Below are 15,927 nucleotides of genomic sequence, written 5' to 3'. Positions count from 1 at the left end.
CCACCAGCGTGGGCATTTGTAGTTGGGGAGGACTTGCGCCCTCCCCTTATTCTCAGAACGAATCTTCGAATTTCTTGGCCAGATCTTCGATGTTGTCCGGCGGCCAGTCCTCGACATCCATGCCAAGATGCAGGCCCATGCCCGACAGCACTTCTTTGATCTCGTTCAGCGACTTGCGGCCGAAGTTCGGCGTACGCAGCATCTCTGCTTCGGTCTTCTGGATCAGATCGCCGATGTAAACGATGTTGTCGTTCTTCAGGCAGTTTGCCGAACGCACCGACAGTTCCAGCTCGTCCACTTTCTTCAGCAGAAGCGGGTTGAACTCGAGACCATCGTCCTCGTCCTGGCGGCCAGCCGATTCCGGCTCGTCGAAGTTGACGAAGATCGACAGTTGGTCCTGCAGGATGCGCGCAGCATAGGCCACGGCGTCGTCCGGCGTAACGGAACCATCGGTTTCAACCTTCATGGTCAGCTTGTCATAATCCAGAACCTGACCTTCACGGGTCGGCTGAACGTCGTAGGAGACCTTTTTCACCGGCGAGTAGATCGCATCGATCGGGATCAGACCGATGGGTGCGTCTTCCGGCTTGTTCTTCTCTGCCGAAACGTAGCCTTTACCGGTGTTGACGGTCAGTTCCATGAACAGGTCCGCACCATCGTCGAGGTGGCAGATCACGTGGTCACGGTTCAGAACGTCGATACCGGCGCTTTCCGAGATATCACCAGCGGTGACAACTGCGGGGCCTTTGGCATTGATCGACAGGCGCTTGGGGCCTTCGACTTCCATGCGCAGCGACACACCTTTTAGGTTCAGGATGATGTCGGTGACATCTTCGCGAACGCCAGCGACGCTGGAGAATTCGTGCAGAACATTGTCGATCTGAACGCTGGTGATGGCCGCGCCTTGCAGCGAGCTCATCAGGACGCGACGCAGTGCGTTGCCCAGTGTCAGACCAAAACCACGCTCAAGCGGCTCTGCAACGATGGTTGCCTGCCGTGCGGGGTCATTGCCCGGCTTCACGTCAAGCTGTGTCGGCTTGATCAGCTCTGCCCAGTTTTTATGGATCATGCAGTCCCTCCATTCCTGTCCGTACCCCATGTCCGAAGGTGCAGACGCCCGAGGTTTAAAATGACGTACTGGGGCCCGACAAATCAAGCGGGGCCCCAGCGAAAGTCGTAAATAATTAGACGCGGCGGCGCTTTGGCGGGCGGCAGCCGTTGTGCGCGATCGGGGTCACGTCACGGATCGAGGTGATGTTGAACCCGATTGCAGCCAGGGCGCGCAGTGCGGATTCACGACCCGAACCGGGGCCCTGAACTTCGACTTCGAGGGTTTTAACACCGTGATCCTGAGCTTTCTTGCCTGCATCTTCTGCAGCCATCTGCGCCGCATAGGGCGTGGACTTACGGGAGCCCTTGAAGCCCATGGTGCCAGCGGAGGACCAGGAAATCGCGTTGCCCTGAACGTCAGAGATCAGGATCTTGGTGTTGTTGAACGAAGAGTTCACATGTGCAACGCCGGTGGCGATGTTCTTGCGCTCTTTACGCTTCGTGCGGGATTTATCGCGTGCCATTAATCAAACCCTCCCTTACTTCTTCTTACCAGCGATGGCCTTTGCGGGGCCTTTGCGGGTGCGAGCGTTGGTGTGGGTCCGCTGACCGCGAACGGGCAGGTTACGACGGTGGCGCAGGCCACGGTAGCTACCCAGGTCCATCAGACGCTTGATGTTCATGGTCACTTCGCGACGCAGGTCACCTTCAACGGTGTAGTTTGCGTCGATGTGCTCACGGATGGCCAGAACTTCGGAGTCGGACAGCTCGTTGACGCGACGGGTTGCGTCGATGCCAACGGCTTCACAAATGGCTTTCGCCGAAGTGTTGCCGATTCCGGTGATATAGGTGAGGGCGATGGGGACCCGTTTGGCAGTCGGGATGTTTACGCCGGCAATACGTGCCACGTGTCACTTTCCTTTTCGTTGCGGTTCCGTAACTCCAGAACCTTTTTTCACAACACCTGATGACGCCCCGAGAGGCTTTTCATCAGATAATGTATCGAGGTACTCACGCGGCACGGAATCGGGCCGCCTGGATTGATTCCCAAGAGGGATGGGCTTCCCTATTGAGAATTCCGCATGTCGTCAACCCGGCGCCCGGCGGAAACGTCAAAGTTTATGGGCCCCGGGGCAACATCCTTCCACATCGCCTGCATCCTGCCCGGGCGACGTTAATCGGTGCAGGAATAAAACCGCGTCGTGTATTCGTTGCTGTCAAACAGTGCGATCTCCCCCGGGGCTTCTTCGGTCATCACGAAGGTAAACAAGGTTGGCATGAAAACCGGCCCGGGCGTCTGGCAATGCCCCACATGGGTCGTGACCTGATAGCCGTCCCAATGATACTGCAGATCCGGCTCGAAGCTGCAGAAATACTCCATTGAGCTGAAACCGTCCTCCTCCAGGATCAGCCCACCGTCATTGGCAAAATCCATCAACCGGTCCTGCTCCTCCGCGTTTGTCGGGCAGGCGGCGGGATCATTGACGAAATAACGTTCGGCAAATCCGGGGGACGTCATCGCCATACATAGGGCAGCCCCGGCTGTGATCACGGAACGGGTGGGAGTCGTCATTGGCAAGGTCCTTTTACAAGATCCGCCCACCCTCCCCTGTTCGCCTTTCCAAAACGAAAAGAGCCGGGACATGCCCGGCTCTTTTTTTATTCTGCGCTGACATTTCAGATCAGCCGAGGACCTTGGCGATAGAGGCCTGAACCTCGTCGATGGATGCCAGACCGTCGATCTTGTTCAGCTTGCCCTTGGCATAATAGTAGCCGATCAGCGGCGAGGTTTTCTTGTAGTATTCCATCAGACGGGTCTTGAGGCTTTCCTCATTGTCGTCCGCGCGCCGCTTGATGTTGCTGCTGCCGCAGTTGGCGCATTTGCCATCGGCGGGCCAGGGTTTGGTTTCATCATGGTAGACTTCACCACAATCGCCGCAGGTCGACCGCCCGGTGATCCGCGCCACCAGCGCTGCATCGTCCACCGCCATTTCAACAACGGCGTCCAGGCTCTGCCCCATCTCGGCCAACAGGTCGGTCAGGGCATCTGCCTGCCCCAGCGTGCGCGGGAAGCCGTCAAAGATGAAACCACCCTCGGCGCCTTCGGCGATCTTTTCGCGGATCAGACCAATTACGATCTCATCCGTGACCAGCTCACCGCGGGCAATGACCTCGGCTACCTTCTTGCCCATCTCGCTGCCGCTGGCCTGCGCATCGCGCAGCATGTCGCCAGTGCTGAGCTGTACCATGCCCCGGGTTTCGACCAGATGACGGGCCTGCGTGCCCTTACCCGCGCCCGGCGGGCCCAAAAGAATAATATTCATCGACGAGCGGGCCCCCGTTTTGTGCGTTTCTTGCTGCGGCCACGCAGCTGGCTTTTCTCGATCAGACCTTCGTACTGGTGCGCCAGCAGATGGCTTTGCGCTTGCTGAATCGTATCCATCGTGACCGAAACAACAATCAGAACCGAGGTGCCGCCGAAGTAGACCGGAATGGCGAACTGACCGCGCAGGATTTCCGGCAGCAGGCAGACAGCCGCCAGATAGGCCGAGCCCAGAACCAGAACGCGGTTCACCACGTATTCGATGTACTCGGCGGTCTTCTTACCCGGACGGATACCGGGGACAAAGCCGTTCTGGTTCTTCAGGTTCGTCGCCACTTCATCAGGTTTGAAGGAGACGTTGAAGGTGTAGAAATACGCGAAGAACACGATCATCGACACGAAGAACAGCAGGTAGAGCGGCTGACCGGGGCCGAAGTTGGCCAGCAGCCAGGACATTACCGGACCAGAGGCAGAACCCGACGAGAAGGTAGAGATCGTGGTCGGCAGCAGCAGCAACGAGGAGGCGAAGATCGCCGGGATCACGCCCGCCGGGTTCACCTTGACCGGCAGGTGCGACGAGCCGCCATCATAGACCTTCATGCCCACCTGACGGCGGGGGTACTGAATGTGGATCTTCCGCAGGGCGCGTTCCATGAACACCACGAACATGATCACCGCGACAACCATCACGATCACGCCGATCAGAACCGCCGGGCTGATGGCGCCGGAGCGGCCGGAGGCAAAGAACTGCGCGATGGCTGCGGGAACCTCGGCGATGATGCCGACAAAGATGATCAGAGAGATACCGTTACCGATGCCCCGCTGGGTGATCTGCTCGCCCAGCCACATCAGGAACATGGTGCCGCCCACCAGGGTAATCATGCAGGCCAGACGGAAGTACATACCCGGATCGGTCGCAAGATCGCCCGATTCCAGCGAGACCGCGAGGCCATAGGCCTGCGCCGTTGCCAGCGCGACGGTACCGTAACGGGTGTACTGGTTGATCTTCTTGCGGCCCTGGTCGCCTTCTTTTTTCAGCTGTTCCAGCGCCGGAACCATGGAGGTGAGCAGCTGAACGATGATCGATGCCGAGATGTAAGGCATGATCCCGAGGGCAAAAATGCCCATCCGTCCAAGCGCACCGCCGGTAAACATCGACACCATGCCGCCGATGCCCTGCCCCGCCGACTCCATAAATTCGCGCAGTGCCGAGGCATCAATGCCCGGGACCGGAATGAATGTGCCAAGACGGTAGACGATCAATAGGCCGAGGGTGAACAGGATGCGGTTGCGCAGATCCTTGGCCTTGCCGAGCGCGGACCAGCTGGTGTTCGCCGCCATTTGTTCTGCTGCTGATACCATGAAATGGGTCTCTTTTTGCGAAAACGCCGCCCGGAACCGTTTTCCGGCTCGGGCGGCGTATGGAAAAACTGTGACCTATGTAAGCGGCATCGGCGCCGCTCACAAGCCGTTACTCAGCAGCAGCTGCTGTCGCCACGGTCAGGGTGCCGCCCGCTTTTTCGACTGCCGCGATGGCAGATTTGGACGCGCCGGTCACGGTGATGTTGGATTTGGCCGAGAAATCGCCTTTGGCCAGGATCCGCACACCGTCTTTTTTGCGGCGCAGCAGGCCCGATTCGACCAGCGAATCTTCGGTGATGGTTGCCGCGTCCAGCTTGCCCGCGTCGATGAACTTCTGGATCAGGCCCAGGTTCACAACAGCGAAAGTCTTGCGGTTCGGCTTGGTGAAGCCACGCTTAGGCAGACGCTGGTAGAGGGGCATCTGGCCGCCTTCGTAGCCATTGATCGAAACACCCGAACGGGATTTCTGACCTTTGATACCACGGCCACCCATTTTACCTTTGCCGGAACCCGGGCCACGGGCCACACGGGTGCGTTTCTTGGCGGCGCCGGGATTGTCGCGCAGTTCATGAAGTTTCATATCGCTTCTCCTTGCCGGATGTGACCCCTGAAGCGTAAGCGGGCCAACCTCGGCTCTTCTTGATTGTTGATTCTGTGGCTTGGATTGCCACCGGGGGCGTATAGACGCTGTGCCGGGCGATATCAAGCCCTGCCTCCCGGCGCGGAAGCCCCCTGTCCGCCCCAGGCTTCCCGCGCATGGCGACGCCGGACAAATTAAAAACGCCCCTGCGCGGGGCAGAGGCGTCTTTCGATCCCGGCCAGTCCGGGGGAGGCAATAAGTCAGGCCGGGCTATGGTGTCCGATCAGTTACCGTAGGCGTGCAGCCGGGCAATGTTGCTGATATCGCAGCGGCGCACGCCGATATCGGCCAGCTCGCGGTTGGACAGGTTTTCCAGTTCCGCATAGGTGCGCCGGTATTCGGACCGGCGGGCCAGAGTGGTGCGGAAGTTCACAACTGCGGCGCGGATGCGGGCGCCAAAGGAATAGGTCTGGGTAGCGGAAGTTGTATAGGCCATCGTCGTCGTCCTTGATCTCGGCAAAACCGGGATCCCTTCCCGGCTGGTCGTTCATGTCTGTTTTGTGACACCGGGGAGATAGGTCGCATTTCATGACCTAACAACCGACACTAGCGTTTGACCGCTATGCGTTTTCGGAATGGCTATAAAACAGGCGATAGTGGGGATTTTGCCCCCATACGTGCAGATAATCGCAAATCTCCCGAGAAATCCGCCGCGTTACGTGAACTGCTTCACACTTCACGCTTGCGCATCGTGATAGCGGGCAGCGAATTGTAACAGTTTTTTAACAAGGCGGTTTCGGAATGATTGCGAGTCGGGACCTCGGTATAGCTACCTCTTATCTCAACTCAGGCGCCTACAAACCGGCCCTGAAGATTGCAAAACGCCTGCAAAAGACGACTCCGCGGGATCCACATCCGTTTAACATCGCTGGCATCTGTCTTTCGGCCATGAACAAGCTGCCCGAGGCGATCGCACAGTTTCAACGCGCGATGAAGATTGATCCGGGCTTTATCGACGCGCGGCACAATCTGGCACAGACCCTGATTCTGGCAGGGCGCCACGTGCAAGCTATCAAGATTGTCGAACCCCTGCGGGACAGCGACCCGACCGCCTGTTTTTTCCTGGCGCAGGCGCATGTGCACCTTGGCGATCTCACCGCGGGAGAGGTTGCGATCAATCAAGCGGTGACCTTGCGCCCGTCATTTGCGCCTGCCCAAAATCTGCGCGGCCTGATCCTTGCCAACCTCGGCGAAGAGACGGATGCAATCGCGGCCTACGAAGCGGCGCTAGCGCTCGATCCCAACAACGTAGAGACCCTCGTCAATATCAGCCTCCCGCTGGCCCGCCAGAACAGACACGCCGAAGGCCACGAGATGGTTGAACGCGCCGTTCAGCTCGCGCCCGAGCACATTGGTGCCCGGCTCCGGCTTGGAACCTCATTCATCGAAGCCGGACGGTTCGAAGAGGCCAAAGAACAATTCCGGGCTGTCCTGGCCCTGCAGCCCGCGCAGACACAGGCGTTTGAACAATTGTCGCTGTTGCTCGACAGGGACGAGATGAAGACCCTGGCCGGCCCCGCACAAAAGGCGCTCGGCAAACTCCGCTCAGGCTCGGTCGAAGCTGCCGAACTGCAGTTTGCCTTGTCCCGGATCGAAGATGCCATGGGCGATCGGCAGGCCGCCGCCAAGGCGCGCGAGCGTGCAAACGGTATCCTTGCAAAACAAATGCCCTATAACGCAGAGGAGGACACCCGGCAGACTGAGCGCATTCTGAGCCGCTTTCCGGACATCACTCCCTCTCCGACCGACAAACCCGACGGACCATATCCCATCTATGTCCTCGGCCTACCCCGCTCCGGCACCTCGCTGGTCGAGGCAATGCTGAGCCGCCTGCCAAATGTGGAAACGTTGGGCGAACGCGCGGCAACCGGGTTTCTGGTTCAGGATTTCGTGAGCAGCGACATTCCGTTTGATGCCGAGGCGGCGCGTATCTTTACCAATAAAGATGCAGCGCGGCTGCCCCCCTGCCCTGACGATACGCGCGCCTATGTCGACAAGATGCCGGAAAACTACCGCTATATCGGGTTTCTCAAAACGGCCTATCCGCATTGCAAGATCGTGCACGTACGGCGTGACCCACGCGACGTGGCCTTATCGATGTGGAAATCGCACTTCACCGGGACAGCCCTGTCCTACACCTACGACCAGACGGCCTTGGCGTGGCGCGTCGGCCTATATGCGCGCCTCATGCATCACTGGCAAACCGTATTCCCGGATCAGATCCTGACGGTCGACTACGAAGATCTTGTTGCAGACCCGGTGGCGGGCAGCCGCGCACTTGCAGATTATTGTAGGCTGGAATGGTTACCGGAAATGGCCGCGCCGGAAGGTAGCAGCGCACCGACCCTAACGATGAGCGCCTCTCAGATCCGCCAGCCGGTACACCAAAGATCCATTGGCGGTTGGCGTGCGCAGGCCGATGAACTGGCTGAATTCCTTGAGGCCCTAGACACGAGCCTGTGGCCGGATCTCGCGGACTGACCTGACGCCTCCGCGCCATTTCACTTTTCGCAAAGCCCAGCAGCGACCGTTCAAACGAAAAACGCCCCCGCAATGCGGAGGCGTTTGTCAGACTATGCCGGGTAAGGCTTAGCCTTTTTCTTCAACGATCTCGACCATGTGCGAAATCTTGTTGATCATGCCACGCACGGCCGGGGTATCTTCCAGCTCGCGGGTTTTATGCATCTTGTTGAGGCCCAGACCGATCAGCGTCTGACGCTGTTTGGCGGGGCGACGGATCGGGGAGCCGATCTGCTTTACAACGATGGTTTTAGCCATGTGTCCGTCTCCTTACGCTTCAGCGGCTTCGGCAGCCGGTGCTTCGTCCCGCTTGGGCAGGATGTCGGCGACCTTTTTGCCACGACGCTGTGCAACGGCACGCGGGCTCTGCTCTTTGGTCAGGCCGTTGATGGTTGCGCGGATCATGTTGTAGGGGTTCTGCGAGCCGATCGACTTGGACACAACGTCCTTGACGCCCAGCATTTCGAACACGGCACGCATCGGACCACCGGCGATGATACCGGTACCTTCCGGAGCGGTGCGCATGACGACCTTGCCAGCACCGTGACGACCGTTCATGTCGTGGTGCAGGGTGCGACCTTCTTTCAGCGGCACACGGATCATCTGACGCTTGGCCTGCTCGGTCGCCTTGCGGATGGCCTCGGGCACTTCTTTCGCCTTACCCTTGCCAAAGCCGACGCGGCCTTTCTGATCGCCTACGACGACGAGCGCGGCAAAGCCGAAGCGCTTACCGCCTTTAACGGTTTTCGACACGCGGTTGATCGCAACCAGGCGATCTGCAAATTCCGGTGTTTCTTCTTCGCGGCGGCCACGGCCACGGCGGTTTTCACGTTCTGCCATGAGGCATTCCTTTCTGACTGGCGCGTCCAACAGGCGGGGCGCCGGTTATCTCAATCCTGGTGAGGGACCCCAAGCAGGCTCCCTCCCGGATCATCGGGGCGGCGAAATCGCCGCCCGCAAGTCTTAGATCTTCAGACCACCTTCACGCGCAGCGTCGGCCAGAGCCTTCACCTTGCCGTGGAACAGGAAGCCGCCACGATCGAAATAGGCCTCGGAGACGCCTGCCGCCTTGGCGCGCTCGGCGATAACCGAACCCACTTTGGTGGCTGCTTCGACGTTGTTCTTGCCAACGAAGCCGAGATCTTTTTCCAGGGTCGAGGCCGCTGCCAGGGTCTTGCCCTGCACATCGTCGATCAGCTGAACCGAGATGTTCTTGTTCGAGCGGTGCACGGACAGGCGTACACGGCCTGCGTTGACCTTGCGAAGTTTGTTCCGGACGCGCAGGCGACGCTTCAGAAACAGGGTACGTTTGCTGTTTGCCATTTTGCTTGTCCTTACTTCTTCTTGCCTTCCTTGCGGAAGATAAACTCACCCTTGTAGCGGATGCCTTTGCCTTTGTAGGGCTCGGGACGGCGCCATTCGCGGATTTTCGCCGCGACTTCGCCCACCTGCTGCTGGTCGTTACCTTCCACAACGATTTCGGTCTGCTTCGGTGCGGTAATGGTGATACCTTCCGGAGCAACGAAGTCGACGTCGTGGCTGTAGCCGAGGTTCAGTTTCAGGGTGTTGCCCTGAACCTGCGCCCGGTAACCCACACCCTGGATCTCCAGCTCTTTTTTGAAGCCGGTGGTCACGCCGGTCACGAGGTTCGCGACCATGGTGCGGGACATGCCCCACTGCTGACGGGCACGTTTGGACTTGCCGCGCGGCTCGACCATTACAACGTTGTCGTCAACGGACAGGGTGACGTCGTCGGTGGCGGTGAAGCTACGGGTCCCTTTCGGGCCTTTCACTTCTACGGTCTGGCCGGATACCGAAGCGGAAACGCCGCTGGGCAGTGCGACCGGTTTTTTACCAATACGGGACATCTGTAAGCCTCCTTAGAAGACGGTGCAGAGCACTTCGCCGCCGACGTTGGCTGCGCGTGCGTTTGCGTCCGACATCACACCCTTGGGGGTGGAGACAATCGACACGCCCAAGCCCTGACGGACCGACGGGATGTCATTGACGCCCATGTAAACGCGACGACCGGGTTTGGAAACCCGCTTCAGTTCACGAATGACAGGTTCGCCATCGAAGTATTTCAGGCTGATTTCAATAGCCGGGTGGCCATTTTCACCAGTGGTCTTCTCATAGCCGCGGATGTAGCCCTCGTCCGCCAGCACATCCAGAACCCATGCCCGCAGCTTGGAAGCCGGGGTCAGGACGGTGGATTTACCGCGCAGCTGAGAGTTACGGATACGGGTGAGCATATCGCCGATAGGATCGTTCATATCTGTCTCTCCCTTACCAGCTCGATTTCACCATGCCGGGGATCTGGCCGTTCGAGCCCAGTTCCCGCAGAGCGATACGGCTGATCTTCAGCTTACGATAGTAAGCGTGCGGACGGCCGGTCAGCTGGCAGCGATTGTGCAGACGAGTTGCCGACGAGTTGCGCGGCAGTTTCGCCAGTTTCAGACGCGCTTTGAAACGCTCTTCCATCGGGCGGTTTTCGTCATTCGCGATTTCTTTCAGCTCGGCGCGCTTTGCGGCATATTGTGCCACCAGGCGCTCGCGCTTCTTTTCGCGTTCGATCATGCTTTTCTTAGCCATGTCTCTTCCTTCCCGCGCTTAGCTGTTGAAGGGCATGTTGAAAGCTTTCAACAGCGCCTTTGCTTCCGCGTCGGTTTTCGCGGTGGTGGCAATCACAATGTCCATGCCCCAGGGCTCATCGATCTTATCGAAATCGATTTCCGGGAACACCATGTGCTCTTTCAGGCCCATGGCGTAGTTGCCACGACCGTCGAACGAGTTACCCGATACGCCGCGGAAGTCACGGATACGAGGCATTGCGATGGTGATCAGGCGGTCCAGGAATTCGTACATCCGTTCGCCGCGCAGGGTCACCTTGGCGCCCATCGGCATGCCTTCGCGAACGCGGAAACCGGCGATGGAGTTCTTGGCCACAGTGGTCAGAGCTTTCTGGCCCGCGATTGCGGTCAGGTCAGCCTGGGCCGACTTGGCTTTCTTGCTGTCTTTGACGGCAGCACGACCACAGCCGATGTTCAGAACGATCTTGTCCAGCTTGGGGATCATCATCTCGTTCTTGTAGCCGAATTCCTCTTTCAGGGCGCCACGGATGGTGTCCTTGTAGAGATTCTTCAGACGCGGGGTGTAGTTAGCGGAATCAAGCATCGATCACGTCCCCCGTGGTCTTGGCAAAACGCACTTTCTTGTCGCCTTCCATGCGGAAGCCAACGCGGGTTGCTTTGCCGTTTGCGTCCAGCAGAGCCAGGTTCGACAGGTCGATCGGCAGTGCCTTGGGCAGGCGGCCGCCCTGTGCAGTCTGGGACTGACGGGTGTGACGGATCGCCATGTTCACGCCGTCAACAACGGCTTTACCGGCTTTGGGGTCAACGGAGGCGATGGTGCCTTCTTTGCCCTTGTCCTTACCGGCCAGCACGACGACCTTGTCGCCTTTGCGGAGTTTAGCAGCCATGATTACAGCACCTCCGGAGCAAGCGAGATGATTTTCATGAAGTTCTTCGCGCGCAGCTCACGAACAACCGGGCCAAAGATACGGGTACCGACCGGCTCGTTGTTGTTGTTCAGGATAACGGCAGCGTTGCGATCGAAACGGATCGCGGTACCGTCTTCGCGGCGGACTTCTTTGGCGGTACGTACGACGACGGCCTTACGGACGTCACCTTTCTTTACGCGACCGCGCGGGATGGCTTCCTTGACCGAGACGACGATGATGTCGCCAACGGATGCGTATTTACGCTTGGAACCACCCAGAACCTTGATGCACTGAACTCGGCGAGCGCCGGAGTTGTCAGCAACATCCAGATTTGTTTGCATCTGGATCATGTGGTTTCTCCCGACCTTTGGGGCAGCGATGCGTGCTGTGATCCCCCAGGGTTTCGACTGTGCTAAAAAGCCTAGTCGCCAGGAGCCTCAAGTGAGGCTCTTAGGCTTCCAGAACTTCCCAGCGTTTCGTTTTCGATTTCGGCGCGCATTCGATGATGCGTACGGTGTCGCCGACCTTGAAAGCGTTCTTTTCATCGTGAGCCCGATACTTCTTGGACTTACGGATGGTTTTCTTCAGAACCGGATGCGTAAAGCGGCGCTCGACGGAAACGGTAACGGTTTGTGCGTTTGCGTCGCTGGTCACAACGCCTTGCAGGATACGTTTGGGCATCTCAGAGGCTCCTTATTCAGCTGCCGCAGCGGCTTTTTCATTCAGGATGGTTTTAACACGGGCTGCGTTACGGCGCGCGTTGCGCACTGCAGCGGTGTTCTCCAGCTGACCGGTTGCCTGCTGAAAGCGCAGGTTGAAGCTCTCTTTTTTCATGGATGCAAGCAGATCGCGGAGTTCATCCACGGTCTTTTCGCGCAGATCATTGGCGTTCATCGCCTTTGTTCCTTTTCCTTGGCACCAGAGGGCCCCTTTTGATGGGTCACCCTTACGTCTGGTGGGTTATGTAGCCCGCGCCCGAAGAGTTCAGGGCACAGAAAATGGATCACCGCGACTCATCACTGAGCGCGGTGATGGGTTCATATAGGAGAGTTGGTGGTTGGGGGCAAGGGAAAGATGCAGCTTGTGCCAAACGGGCGGCAGAGAACCACACAAGTCTATGCGCACAACTCAGTACGCCGTTTAAAGTCAGCCTGGAACGGGCTGATGCCCGGGCCGCGCCCAACCCTCCCGACAGGGAGGTGCTTCACGCCCGCCCAGGGTCAGGCACTGCACTCATGTTGCGCAAATCCCAAGCAAGCAATGGACTCCGTCCGTTCGCGCCTGAAATGATCCCCCAGATCATTTCCAAGACGGCGCTCACTCCCACTTATAGTTGAAGCTCACCGAAATCCGCTCTTCCTCGGCCATGTTCAGCGGCACCTCGTGGCGGATGAAGCTCTCCCAGAGCAGCACATCGCCCACCTTGGGGGACTGGTAGACGAAGGTCTTCAGCTCCTGGCGGCAGTCCTTGCGGCGTGGCGGGTGGGCCATCATCATCGCGTGGCGCGGGTCTTCCAGCTTTAGGGCGCTAGCGCCTTCGGGCATCGACACATATGTGGTGCCGGAGATCACCGAATGCGGGTGGATATGGCTGGCGTGTGTACCGCCCTCGGGCAGAATGTTGATCCAGAGATCCTCCAGCACCAACGCGCGATCATCCAGATCCAGTTCCAGGTCCTCAGCAAAAGCCGCCACATGGGCATCCAGCGATCTCACCAAATCGGCGAAGATCGGGAACCGCCAGGGCAGATCCGTCAGCGAGGCATAGGAGGTATAGCCGGGATAGCCGTTCTCCTCGCACCAGTCCTGTCCGGCTTCATCATCACCAGCGATGACAAGGCAGGAGTTTTCAAGTTCGCCTGCGTCGATGCTCGGTTCGTGTTCGGACAATGCAGCGCGGTAGAGACGGGTAACGAAGAGAGAGTCGATCTGTGCCATAGCTGCCTTTTATCCTCGCCCGGCGCACTATTGCGAGTCCCAATTGGCTGCACCCCGCGCAATGGAACCCACTCCGGACAACGTCCGCCACATCGGGACATATATCAGCACGGCCAGCCATGACACTCTGGCAAGCCTGCCATGCCCAGACCGCCACTGGGGCGCAACACAATATTAGCGCGGCACTGCTACCCTGCCCCAGTATGACCTGAGTTCCGGTTGTCACCTAGCATCCCTATCTACCGAGTGCCCCACCATGAAGTTCAAAGTATCCATCAATCTCGCCATCCTGTCGATCATCGTGCTGGCCGCCGGCATCATGTTCACCCTGGCGGGCATTTCTCTTTATACCCATCAGGTTCGCGACGACATGCAAGTCCGGGCCGCGCAGATCGAAGCGGTCGACATGTCTCTTGTCGATCTGGAGCAGCAGTTTCTTTCGGCCCGCCGTGCTGAAAAGGATTTCCTACTGCGGAAGGACGAAAAGTACACTGAGCGCCATGCCGCGATCATGGATCAACTGGCGTCGACCTTTGACGGCCTGAAGCAAAATATCGCGCAGGTTCCCGAACTGCGGTCTACTGCCGTCACGCTGCCTGAACTGGAAACCGCGATCGCCGCTTATGGGGCAGCCTTTCTAAGTCTCGCGGACAGCAACCGGCGCCTGGGGCTTGATGAAAACGACGGACTGCAGGGCAATCTGCGGACTGCGGTGAAGAACGTCGAGACCGAGTTGCAGGGCCTCGAACAGCCCGAGATGCAGGTCAAGATGCTGATGATGCGCCGCCACGAGAAGGACTTCATCATGCGCAAGGATCCGAAATACCTGGATCGGTTGAATGCACGTGTCGATGAGCTCCACGCCTTTCCCGAAAGCTATTACGCGGATCGCGCGCAGTTTCAGTTGATATCGGATCTGATGGACACCTATCAGACGTCTTTTGCGGCCTATGTTGATGAGACCCTGAAAGAACAGGATCTCCGGAAACAGATGTCAGAGACCTATGCAGCTGCAGAACCTTTGGTCGAAGCCCTGCACAAAGAGTCCCGTATCGTCATGAGTCAGATCCTTGCCGACACTGCCGCGATCAGCGAACAGGCCGCCAGTAACTCGACCCGCGCAGGTCTGGGCGGCGCAGCTGTTTTCATTGTGCTCGCGCTGCTTCTGGCCCGCGGGATTTCCCGGCCCCTGAAACGCACTGACAGGGTTCTGAAAAAGATGCGGGAAAACGATTTCACCCCTGCACTCCCCGTGACCCCTATCCGAGAAATCTCGGCAATCGCCGAGGCGGTTGGTGACTTCCGTAAGGACGAAGAGATCAAGCACCGTATGACCAAGGACATCGCCGGCGTCATCGACGCCTGCGCCGAAGGTGACTTTTCCAAACGGGTCGATACCGCTGGTAGCAGCGGCATGTTCGCAGAACTGGGCAACGGAGTGAACGCCATTGGCACCGTCGCCGAAAAGGGATTGAAGGACGTTCAAGAGGTGATCGGCGGTCTGGCAACCGGTGACTTGAACCAGGCGATGCAACCGGGGCAAAAAGGCGTGTTCCGGGAAATCTCTGGTGCGATTGACCACCTGACCAACAGCCTTGATGGCATGATCCGGCAACTGACCGGCAGCAGTGAAATGCTGAACAACACCGCCAACGAGATTTCGTCAGCCATGAACGATGCCTCGCGGCGCGGCGAAACCTCAGCCGCCGCGCTGGAAGAAACCGCCGCCGCGCTGCAGACCGTCAGCGACACGGTGCGTGACACGGCCTCCAGCGCGCAGGACGCCAAATCTTTGGTCGACAATGCGCAAAACAATGCAGAGGGCACCCGCTCGATCGCTGAGCAGACCGTCACGGCCATGCAACGGATCAAGGACTCCTCGGATGCGATTTCCAAAATCACCGACATGATCGACGATGTCGCCTTCCAGACCAACCTGCTGGCGCTGAACGCCGGGGTCGAGGCCGCCCGCGCCGGAGAAGCCGGACGCGGCTTTGCCGTGGTTGCCTCTGAAGTCCGCGCGCTGGCACAGCGCTCATCGGATGCCGCTCAGGAAATCAACAACCTGATCAACACCAGCCGGGGCGAGGTCACCGTCGGCGTGAAGCTGGTCGACGAGACTGGCGAGTCTCTTGCAAAGATCGTGCAGACCATCATCCAGGTCGTGGAGCGCATGAATACGATTGCCGACAATACGGTGGAACAGTCCAACGGGCTGACTGAAGTCAATGTCGCTGTCGACTCGCTCGACAAGGATTCACAAAAAAGCGCGGCAATGCTGGAGCAAACATCCGCTGCAGGTCAGCTGCTGCAACAGGAGGCCCACCGCCTGTTCGAGGCGATCTCGGGCTTCCGCCTGAAAGGCAGCCCCGCGCACCATGGCTCTGCCCCAGCCGCCCAGCAGCAAGACGATTGGGCCGCATAGGCCGGACGCTCTGGTCCTGCCCTGCGGCTTGACGCCTTGACGCGCAAAACGTGACCTGCCCCCCGAAATCTCCCGCACTTTAATGTAGAGTTTGCTCAACCTCTTGATGGAGCAAACAGATGCGAAAGAGCCGTTTTACAGAAGCACAGATCATCGGAATGATCAAAGAA

The 15,927-nt window shown here is 58.7% G+C and carries 22 protein-coding genes; 2 read left to right on the top strand and 20 right to left on the bottom strand.

Annotation, left to right across the window (positions count from 1 at the left end):
• Window positions 1-52: 52 nt before the first annotated feature.
• The 8 genes from SM764_RS20800 to SM764_RS20765 form a co-directional block, all read right to left on the bottom strand.
• Entirely contained in the window at window positions 53-1,069 is a 1,017-nt protein-coding gene (locus SM764_RS20800; protein WP_369002652.1) for a DNA-directed RNA polymerase subunit alpha, read from the bottom strand.
• A gap of 115 nt (window positions 1,070-1,184) precedes the next feature.
• Entirely contained in the window at window positions 1,185-1,574 is a 390-nt protein-coding gene (gene rpsK / locus SM764_RS20795; RefSeq protein WP_065271448.1) for a 30S ribosomal protein S11, read from the bottom strand.
• Between the two features lie 15 nt (window positions 1,575-1,589).
• Window positions 1,590-1,958, bottom strand: coding sequence for a 30S ribosomal protein S13 (gene rpsM, locus SM764_RS20790; RefSeq protein WP_065271449.1), 369 nt, complete (start codon window positions 1,956-1,958; stop codon window positions 1,590-1,592).
• 266 nt (window positions 1,959-2,224) lie between these two features.
• A complete protein-coding gene (locus SM764_RS20785) occupies window positions 2,225-2,623 on the bottom strand; it encodes a hypothetical protein (RefSeq protein ID WP_369002651.1) in 399 nt (132 codons plus the stop codon).
• Between the two features lie 109 nt (window positions 2,624-2,732).
• Entirely contained in the window at window positions 2,733-3,374 is a 642-nt protein-coding gene (locus SM764_RS20780; RefSeq protein WP_274830250.1) for an adenylate kinase, read from the bottom strand.
• Window positions 3,371-4,735, bottom strand: a complete 1,365-nt coding sequence (gene secY / locus SM764_RS20775) for a preprotein translocase subunit SecY (RefSeq protein ID WP_065271452.1) — start codon at window positions 4,733-4,735, stop codon at window positions 3,371-3,373. Before secY ends, SM764_RS20780 begins: the two co-directional genes overlap by 4 nt.
• Window positions 4,736-4,844: 109 nt before the next feature.
• Entirely contained in the window at window positions 4,845-5,315 is a 471-nt protein-coding gene (gene rplO, locus SM764_RS20770; protein WP_065271453.1) for a 50S ribosomal protein L15, read from the bottom strand.
• Between the two features lie 283 nt (window positions 5,316-5,598).
• Window positions 5,599-5,811, bottom strand: a complete 213-nt coding sequence (locus tag SM764_RS20765; protein ID WP_369002650.1) for a DUF1127 domain-containing protein — start codon at window positions 5,809-5,811, stop codon at window positions 5,599-5,601.
• A 305-nt stretch (window positions 5,812-6,116) separates the two neighbouring features.
• On the opposite strand from SM764_RS20765, the gene SM764_RS20760 reads away from it, so the two are divergent.
• The gene (locus SM764_RS20760) at window positions 6,117-7,856 is read left to right on the top strand and encodes a tetratricopeptide repeat-containing sulfotransferase family protein (protein WP_369002649.1); all 1,740 of its coding nucleotides are present in this window, start codon (window positions 6,117-6,119) and stop codon (window positions 7,854-7,856) included.
• A 108-nt stretch (window positions 7,857-7,964) separates the two neighbouring features.
• Here the strand turns inward: SM764_RS20760 and rpmD are convergent, their stop codons facing one another.
• The 12 genes from rpmD to SM764_RS20700 form a co-directional block, all read right to left on the bottom strand.
• Complete coding sequence (rpmD, locus tag SM764_RS20755; RefSeq protein ID WP_065271456.1) at window positions 7,965-8,153, bottom strand: 50S ribosomal protein L30; 189 nt, start codon at window positions 8,151-8,153, stop codon at window positions 7,965-7,967.
• Window positions 8,154-8,165: 12 nt separating this feature from the next.
• The gene (gene rpsE / locus SM764_RS20750) at window positions 8,166-8,735 is read right to left on the bottom strand and encodes a 30S ribosomal protein S5 (RefSeq protein ID WP_065271457.1); all 570 of its coding nucleotides are present in this window, start codon (window positions 8,733-8,735) and stop codon (window positions 8,166-8,168) included.
• A gap of 123 nt (window positions 8,736-8,858) precedes the next feature.
• The gene (gene rplR / locus SM764_RS20745; RefSeq protein ID WP_065271458.1) at window positions 8,859-9,218 is read right to left on the bottom strand and encodes a 50S ribosomal protein L18; all 360 of its coding nucleotides are present in this window, start codon (window positions 9,216-9,218) and stop codon (window positions 8,859-8,861) included.
• A gap of 11 nt (window positions 9,219-9,229) precedes the next feature.
• Window positions 9,230-9,763 carry a 50S ribosomal protein L6 gene (rplF, locus tag SM764_RS20740; RefSeq protein WP_065271459.1) on the bottom strand — a complete coding sequence of 178 codons (534 nt, stop codon included), beginning with the start codon at window positions 9,761-9,763 and terminating at the stop codon, window positions 9,230-9,232.
• A gap of 12 nt (window positions 9,764-9,775) precedes the next feature.
• The gene (gene rpsH, locus SM764_RS20735; protein WP_065271460.1) at window positions 9,776-10,168 is read right to left on the bottom strand and encodes a 30S ribosomal protein S8; all 393 of its coding nucleotides are present in this window, start codon (window positions 10,166-10,168) and stop codon (window positions 9,776-9,778) included.
• A gap of 13 nt (window positions 10,169-10,181) precedes the next feature.
• A complete protein-coding gene (gene rpsN, locus SM764_RS20730) occupies window positions 10,182-10,487 on the bottom strand; it encodes a 30S ribosomal protein S14 (RefSeq protein WP_065271461.1) in 306 nt (101 codons plus the stop codon).
• Window positions 10,488-10,505: 18 nt separating this feature from the next.
• A complete protein-coding gene (gene rplE, locus SM764_RS20725; RefSeq protein ID WP_369002648.1) occupies window positions 10,506-11,069 on the bottom strand; it encodes a 50S ribosomal protein L5 in 564 nt (187 codons plus the stop codon).
• A complete protein-coding gene (gene rplX / locus SM764_RS20720; RefSeq protein ID WP_065271463.1) occupies window positions 11,062-11,373 on the bottom strand; it encodes a 50S ribosomal protein L24 in 312 nt (103 codons plus the stop codon). The genes rplE and rplX overlap by 8 nt, the downstream gene beginning before the upstream one ends.
• A gap of 2 nt (window positions 11,374-11,375) precedes the next feature.
• Window positions 11,376-11,744, bottom strand: a complete 369-nt coding sequence (gene rplN, locus SM764_RS20715; RefSeq protein WP_005621870.1) for a 50S ribosomal protein L14 — start codon at window positions 11,742-11,744, stop codon at window positions 11,376-11,378.
• A 100-nt stretch (window positions 11,745-11,844) separates the two neighbouring features.
• Window positions 11,845-12,075: a 30S ribosomal protein S17 gene (gene rpsQ, locus SM764_RS20710; RefSeq protein ID WP_008555996.1), complete on the bottom strand. Its 231-nt coding sequence runs from the start codon at window positions 12,073-12,075 to the stop codon at window positions 11,845-11,847.
• A gap of 12 nt (window positions 12,076-12,087) precedes the next feature.
• Window positions 12,088-12,288, bottom strand: a complete 201-nt coding sequence (gene rpmC / locus SM764_RS20705) for a 50S ribosomal protein L29 (protein WP_065271464.1) — start codon at window positions 12,286-12,288, stop codon at window positions 12,088-12,090.
• Window positions 12,289-12,711: 423 nt separating this feature from the next.
• Window positions 12,712-13,332, bottom strand: a complete 621-nt coding sequence (locus SM764_RS20700) for a TIGR02466 family protein (protein ID WP_368948750.1) — start codon at window positions 13,330-13,332, stop codon at window positions 12,712-12,714.
• A 256-nt stretch (window positions 13,333-13,588) separates the two neighbouring features.
• On the opposite strand from SM764_RS20700, the gene SM764_RS20695 reads away from it, so the two are divergent.
• Complete coding sequence (locus SM764_RS20695; protein WP_369002647.1) at window positions 13,589-15,757, top strand: methyl-accepting chemotaxis protein; 2,169 nt, start codon at window positions 13,589-13,591, stop codon at window positions 15,755-15,757.
• Window positions 15,758-15,927: the final 170 nt, after the last annotated feature.

The sequence above is a fragment of the Pseudophaeobacter sp. 1A16562 genome (assembly GCF_041008785.1).
GTDB lineage: Bacteria > Pseudomonadota > Alphaproteobacteria > Rhodobacterales > Rhodobacteraceae > Phycobacter > Phycobacter gallaeciensis_A.
Note: the sequence above shows the minus strand (reverse complement) of the source record. Positions and strands in the feature narration are given on the sequence as shown.

Excerpts from the sequence above, each read along its gene's own strand:
- SM764_RS20800 (WP_369002652.1), bottom strand. The coding sequence starts at position 1,069 with ATGATCCATAAAAACTGGGCAGAGCTGATCAAGCCGACACAGCTTGAC.
- rpsK (WP_065271448.1), bottom strand. The coding sequence starts at position 1,574 with ATGGCACGCGATAAATCCCGCACGAAGCGTAAAGAGCGCAAGAACATC.
- SM764_RS20785 (WP_369002651.1), bottom strand. The coding sequence starts at position 2,623 with ATGACGACTCCCACCCGTTCCGTGATCACAGCCGGGGCTGCCCTATGT.
- SM764_RS20780 (WP_274830250.1), bottom strand. The coding sequence starts at position 3,374 with ATGAATATTATTCTTTTGGGCCCGCCGGGCGCGGGTAAGGGCACGCAG.
- secY (WP_065271452.1), bottom strand. The coding sequence starts at position 4,735 with ATGGTATCAGCAGCAGAACAAATGGCGGCGAACACCAGCTGGTCCGCG.
- rplO (WP_065271453.1), bottom strand. The coding sequence starts at position 5,315 with ATGAAACTTCATGAACTGCGCGACAATCCCGGCGCCGCCAAGAAACGC.
- SM764_RS20765 (WP_369002650.1), bottom strand. The coding sequence starts at position 5,811 with ATGGCCTATACAACTTCCGCTACCCAGACCTATTCCTTTGGCGCCCGC.
- SM764_RS20760 (WP_369002649.1), top strand. The coding sequence starts at position 6,117 with ATGATTGCGAGTCGGGACCTCGGTATAGCTACCTCTTATCTCAACTCA.
- rpmD (WP_065271456.1), bottom strand. The coding sequence starts at position 8,153 with ATGGCTAAAACCATCGTTGTAAAGCAGATCGGCTCCCCGATCCGTCGC.
- rpsE (WP_065271457.1), bottom strand. The coding sequence starts at position 8,735 with ATGGCAGAACGTGAAAACCGCCGTGGCCGTGGCCGCCGCGAAGAAGAA.
- rplR (WP_065271458.1), bottom strand. The coding sequence starts at position 9,218 with ATGGCAAACAGCAAACGTACCCTGTTTCTGAAGCGTCGCCTGCGCGTC.
- rplF (WP_065271459.1), bottom strand. The coding sequence starts at position 9,763 with ATGTCCCGTATTGGTAAAAAACCGGTCGCACTGCCCAGCGGCGTTTCC.
- rpsH (WP_065271460.1), bottom strand. The coding sequence starts at position 10,168 with ATGAACGATCCTATCGGCGATATGCTCACCCGTATCCGTAACTCTCAG.
- rpsN (WP_065271461.1), bottom strand. The coding sequence starts at position 10,487 with ATGGCTAAGAAAAGCATGATCGAACGCGAAAAGAAGCGCGAGCGCCTG.
- rplE (WP_369002648.1), bottom strand. The coding sequence starts at position 11,069 with ATGCTTGATTCCGCTAACTACACCCCGCGTCTGAAGAATCTCTACAAG.
- rplX (WP_065271463.1), bottom strand. The coding sequence starts at position 11,373 with ATGGCTGCTAAACTCCGCAAAGGCGACAAGGTCGTCGTGCTGGCCGGT.
- rplN (WP_005621870.1), bottom strand. The coding sequence starts at position 11,744 with ATGATCCAGATGCAAACAAATCTGGATGTTGCTGACAACTCCGGCGCT.
- rpsQ (WP_008555996.1), bottom strand. The coding sequence starts at position 12,075 with ATGCCCAAACGTATCCTGCAAGGCGTTGTGACCAGCGACGCAAACGCA.
- rpmC (WP_065271464.1), bottom strand. The coding sequence starts at position 12,288 with ATGAACGCCAATGATCTGCGCGAAAAGACCGTGGATGAACTCCGCGAT.
- SM764_RS20700 (WP_368948750.1), bottom strand. The coding sequence starts at position 13,332 with ATGGCACAGATCGACTCTCTCTTCGTTACCCGTCTCTACCGCGCTGCA.
- SM764_RS20695 (WP_369002647.1), top strand. The coding sequence starts at position 13,589 with ATGAAGTTCAAAGTATCCATCAATCTCGCCATCCTGTCGATCATCGTG.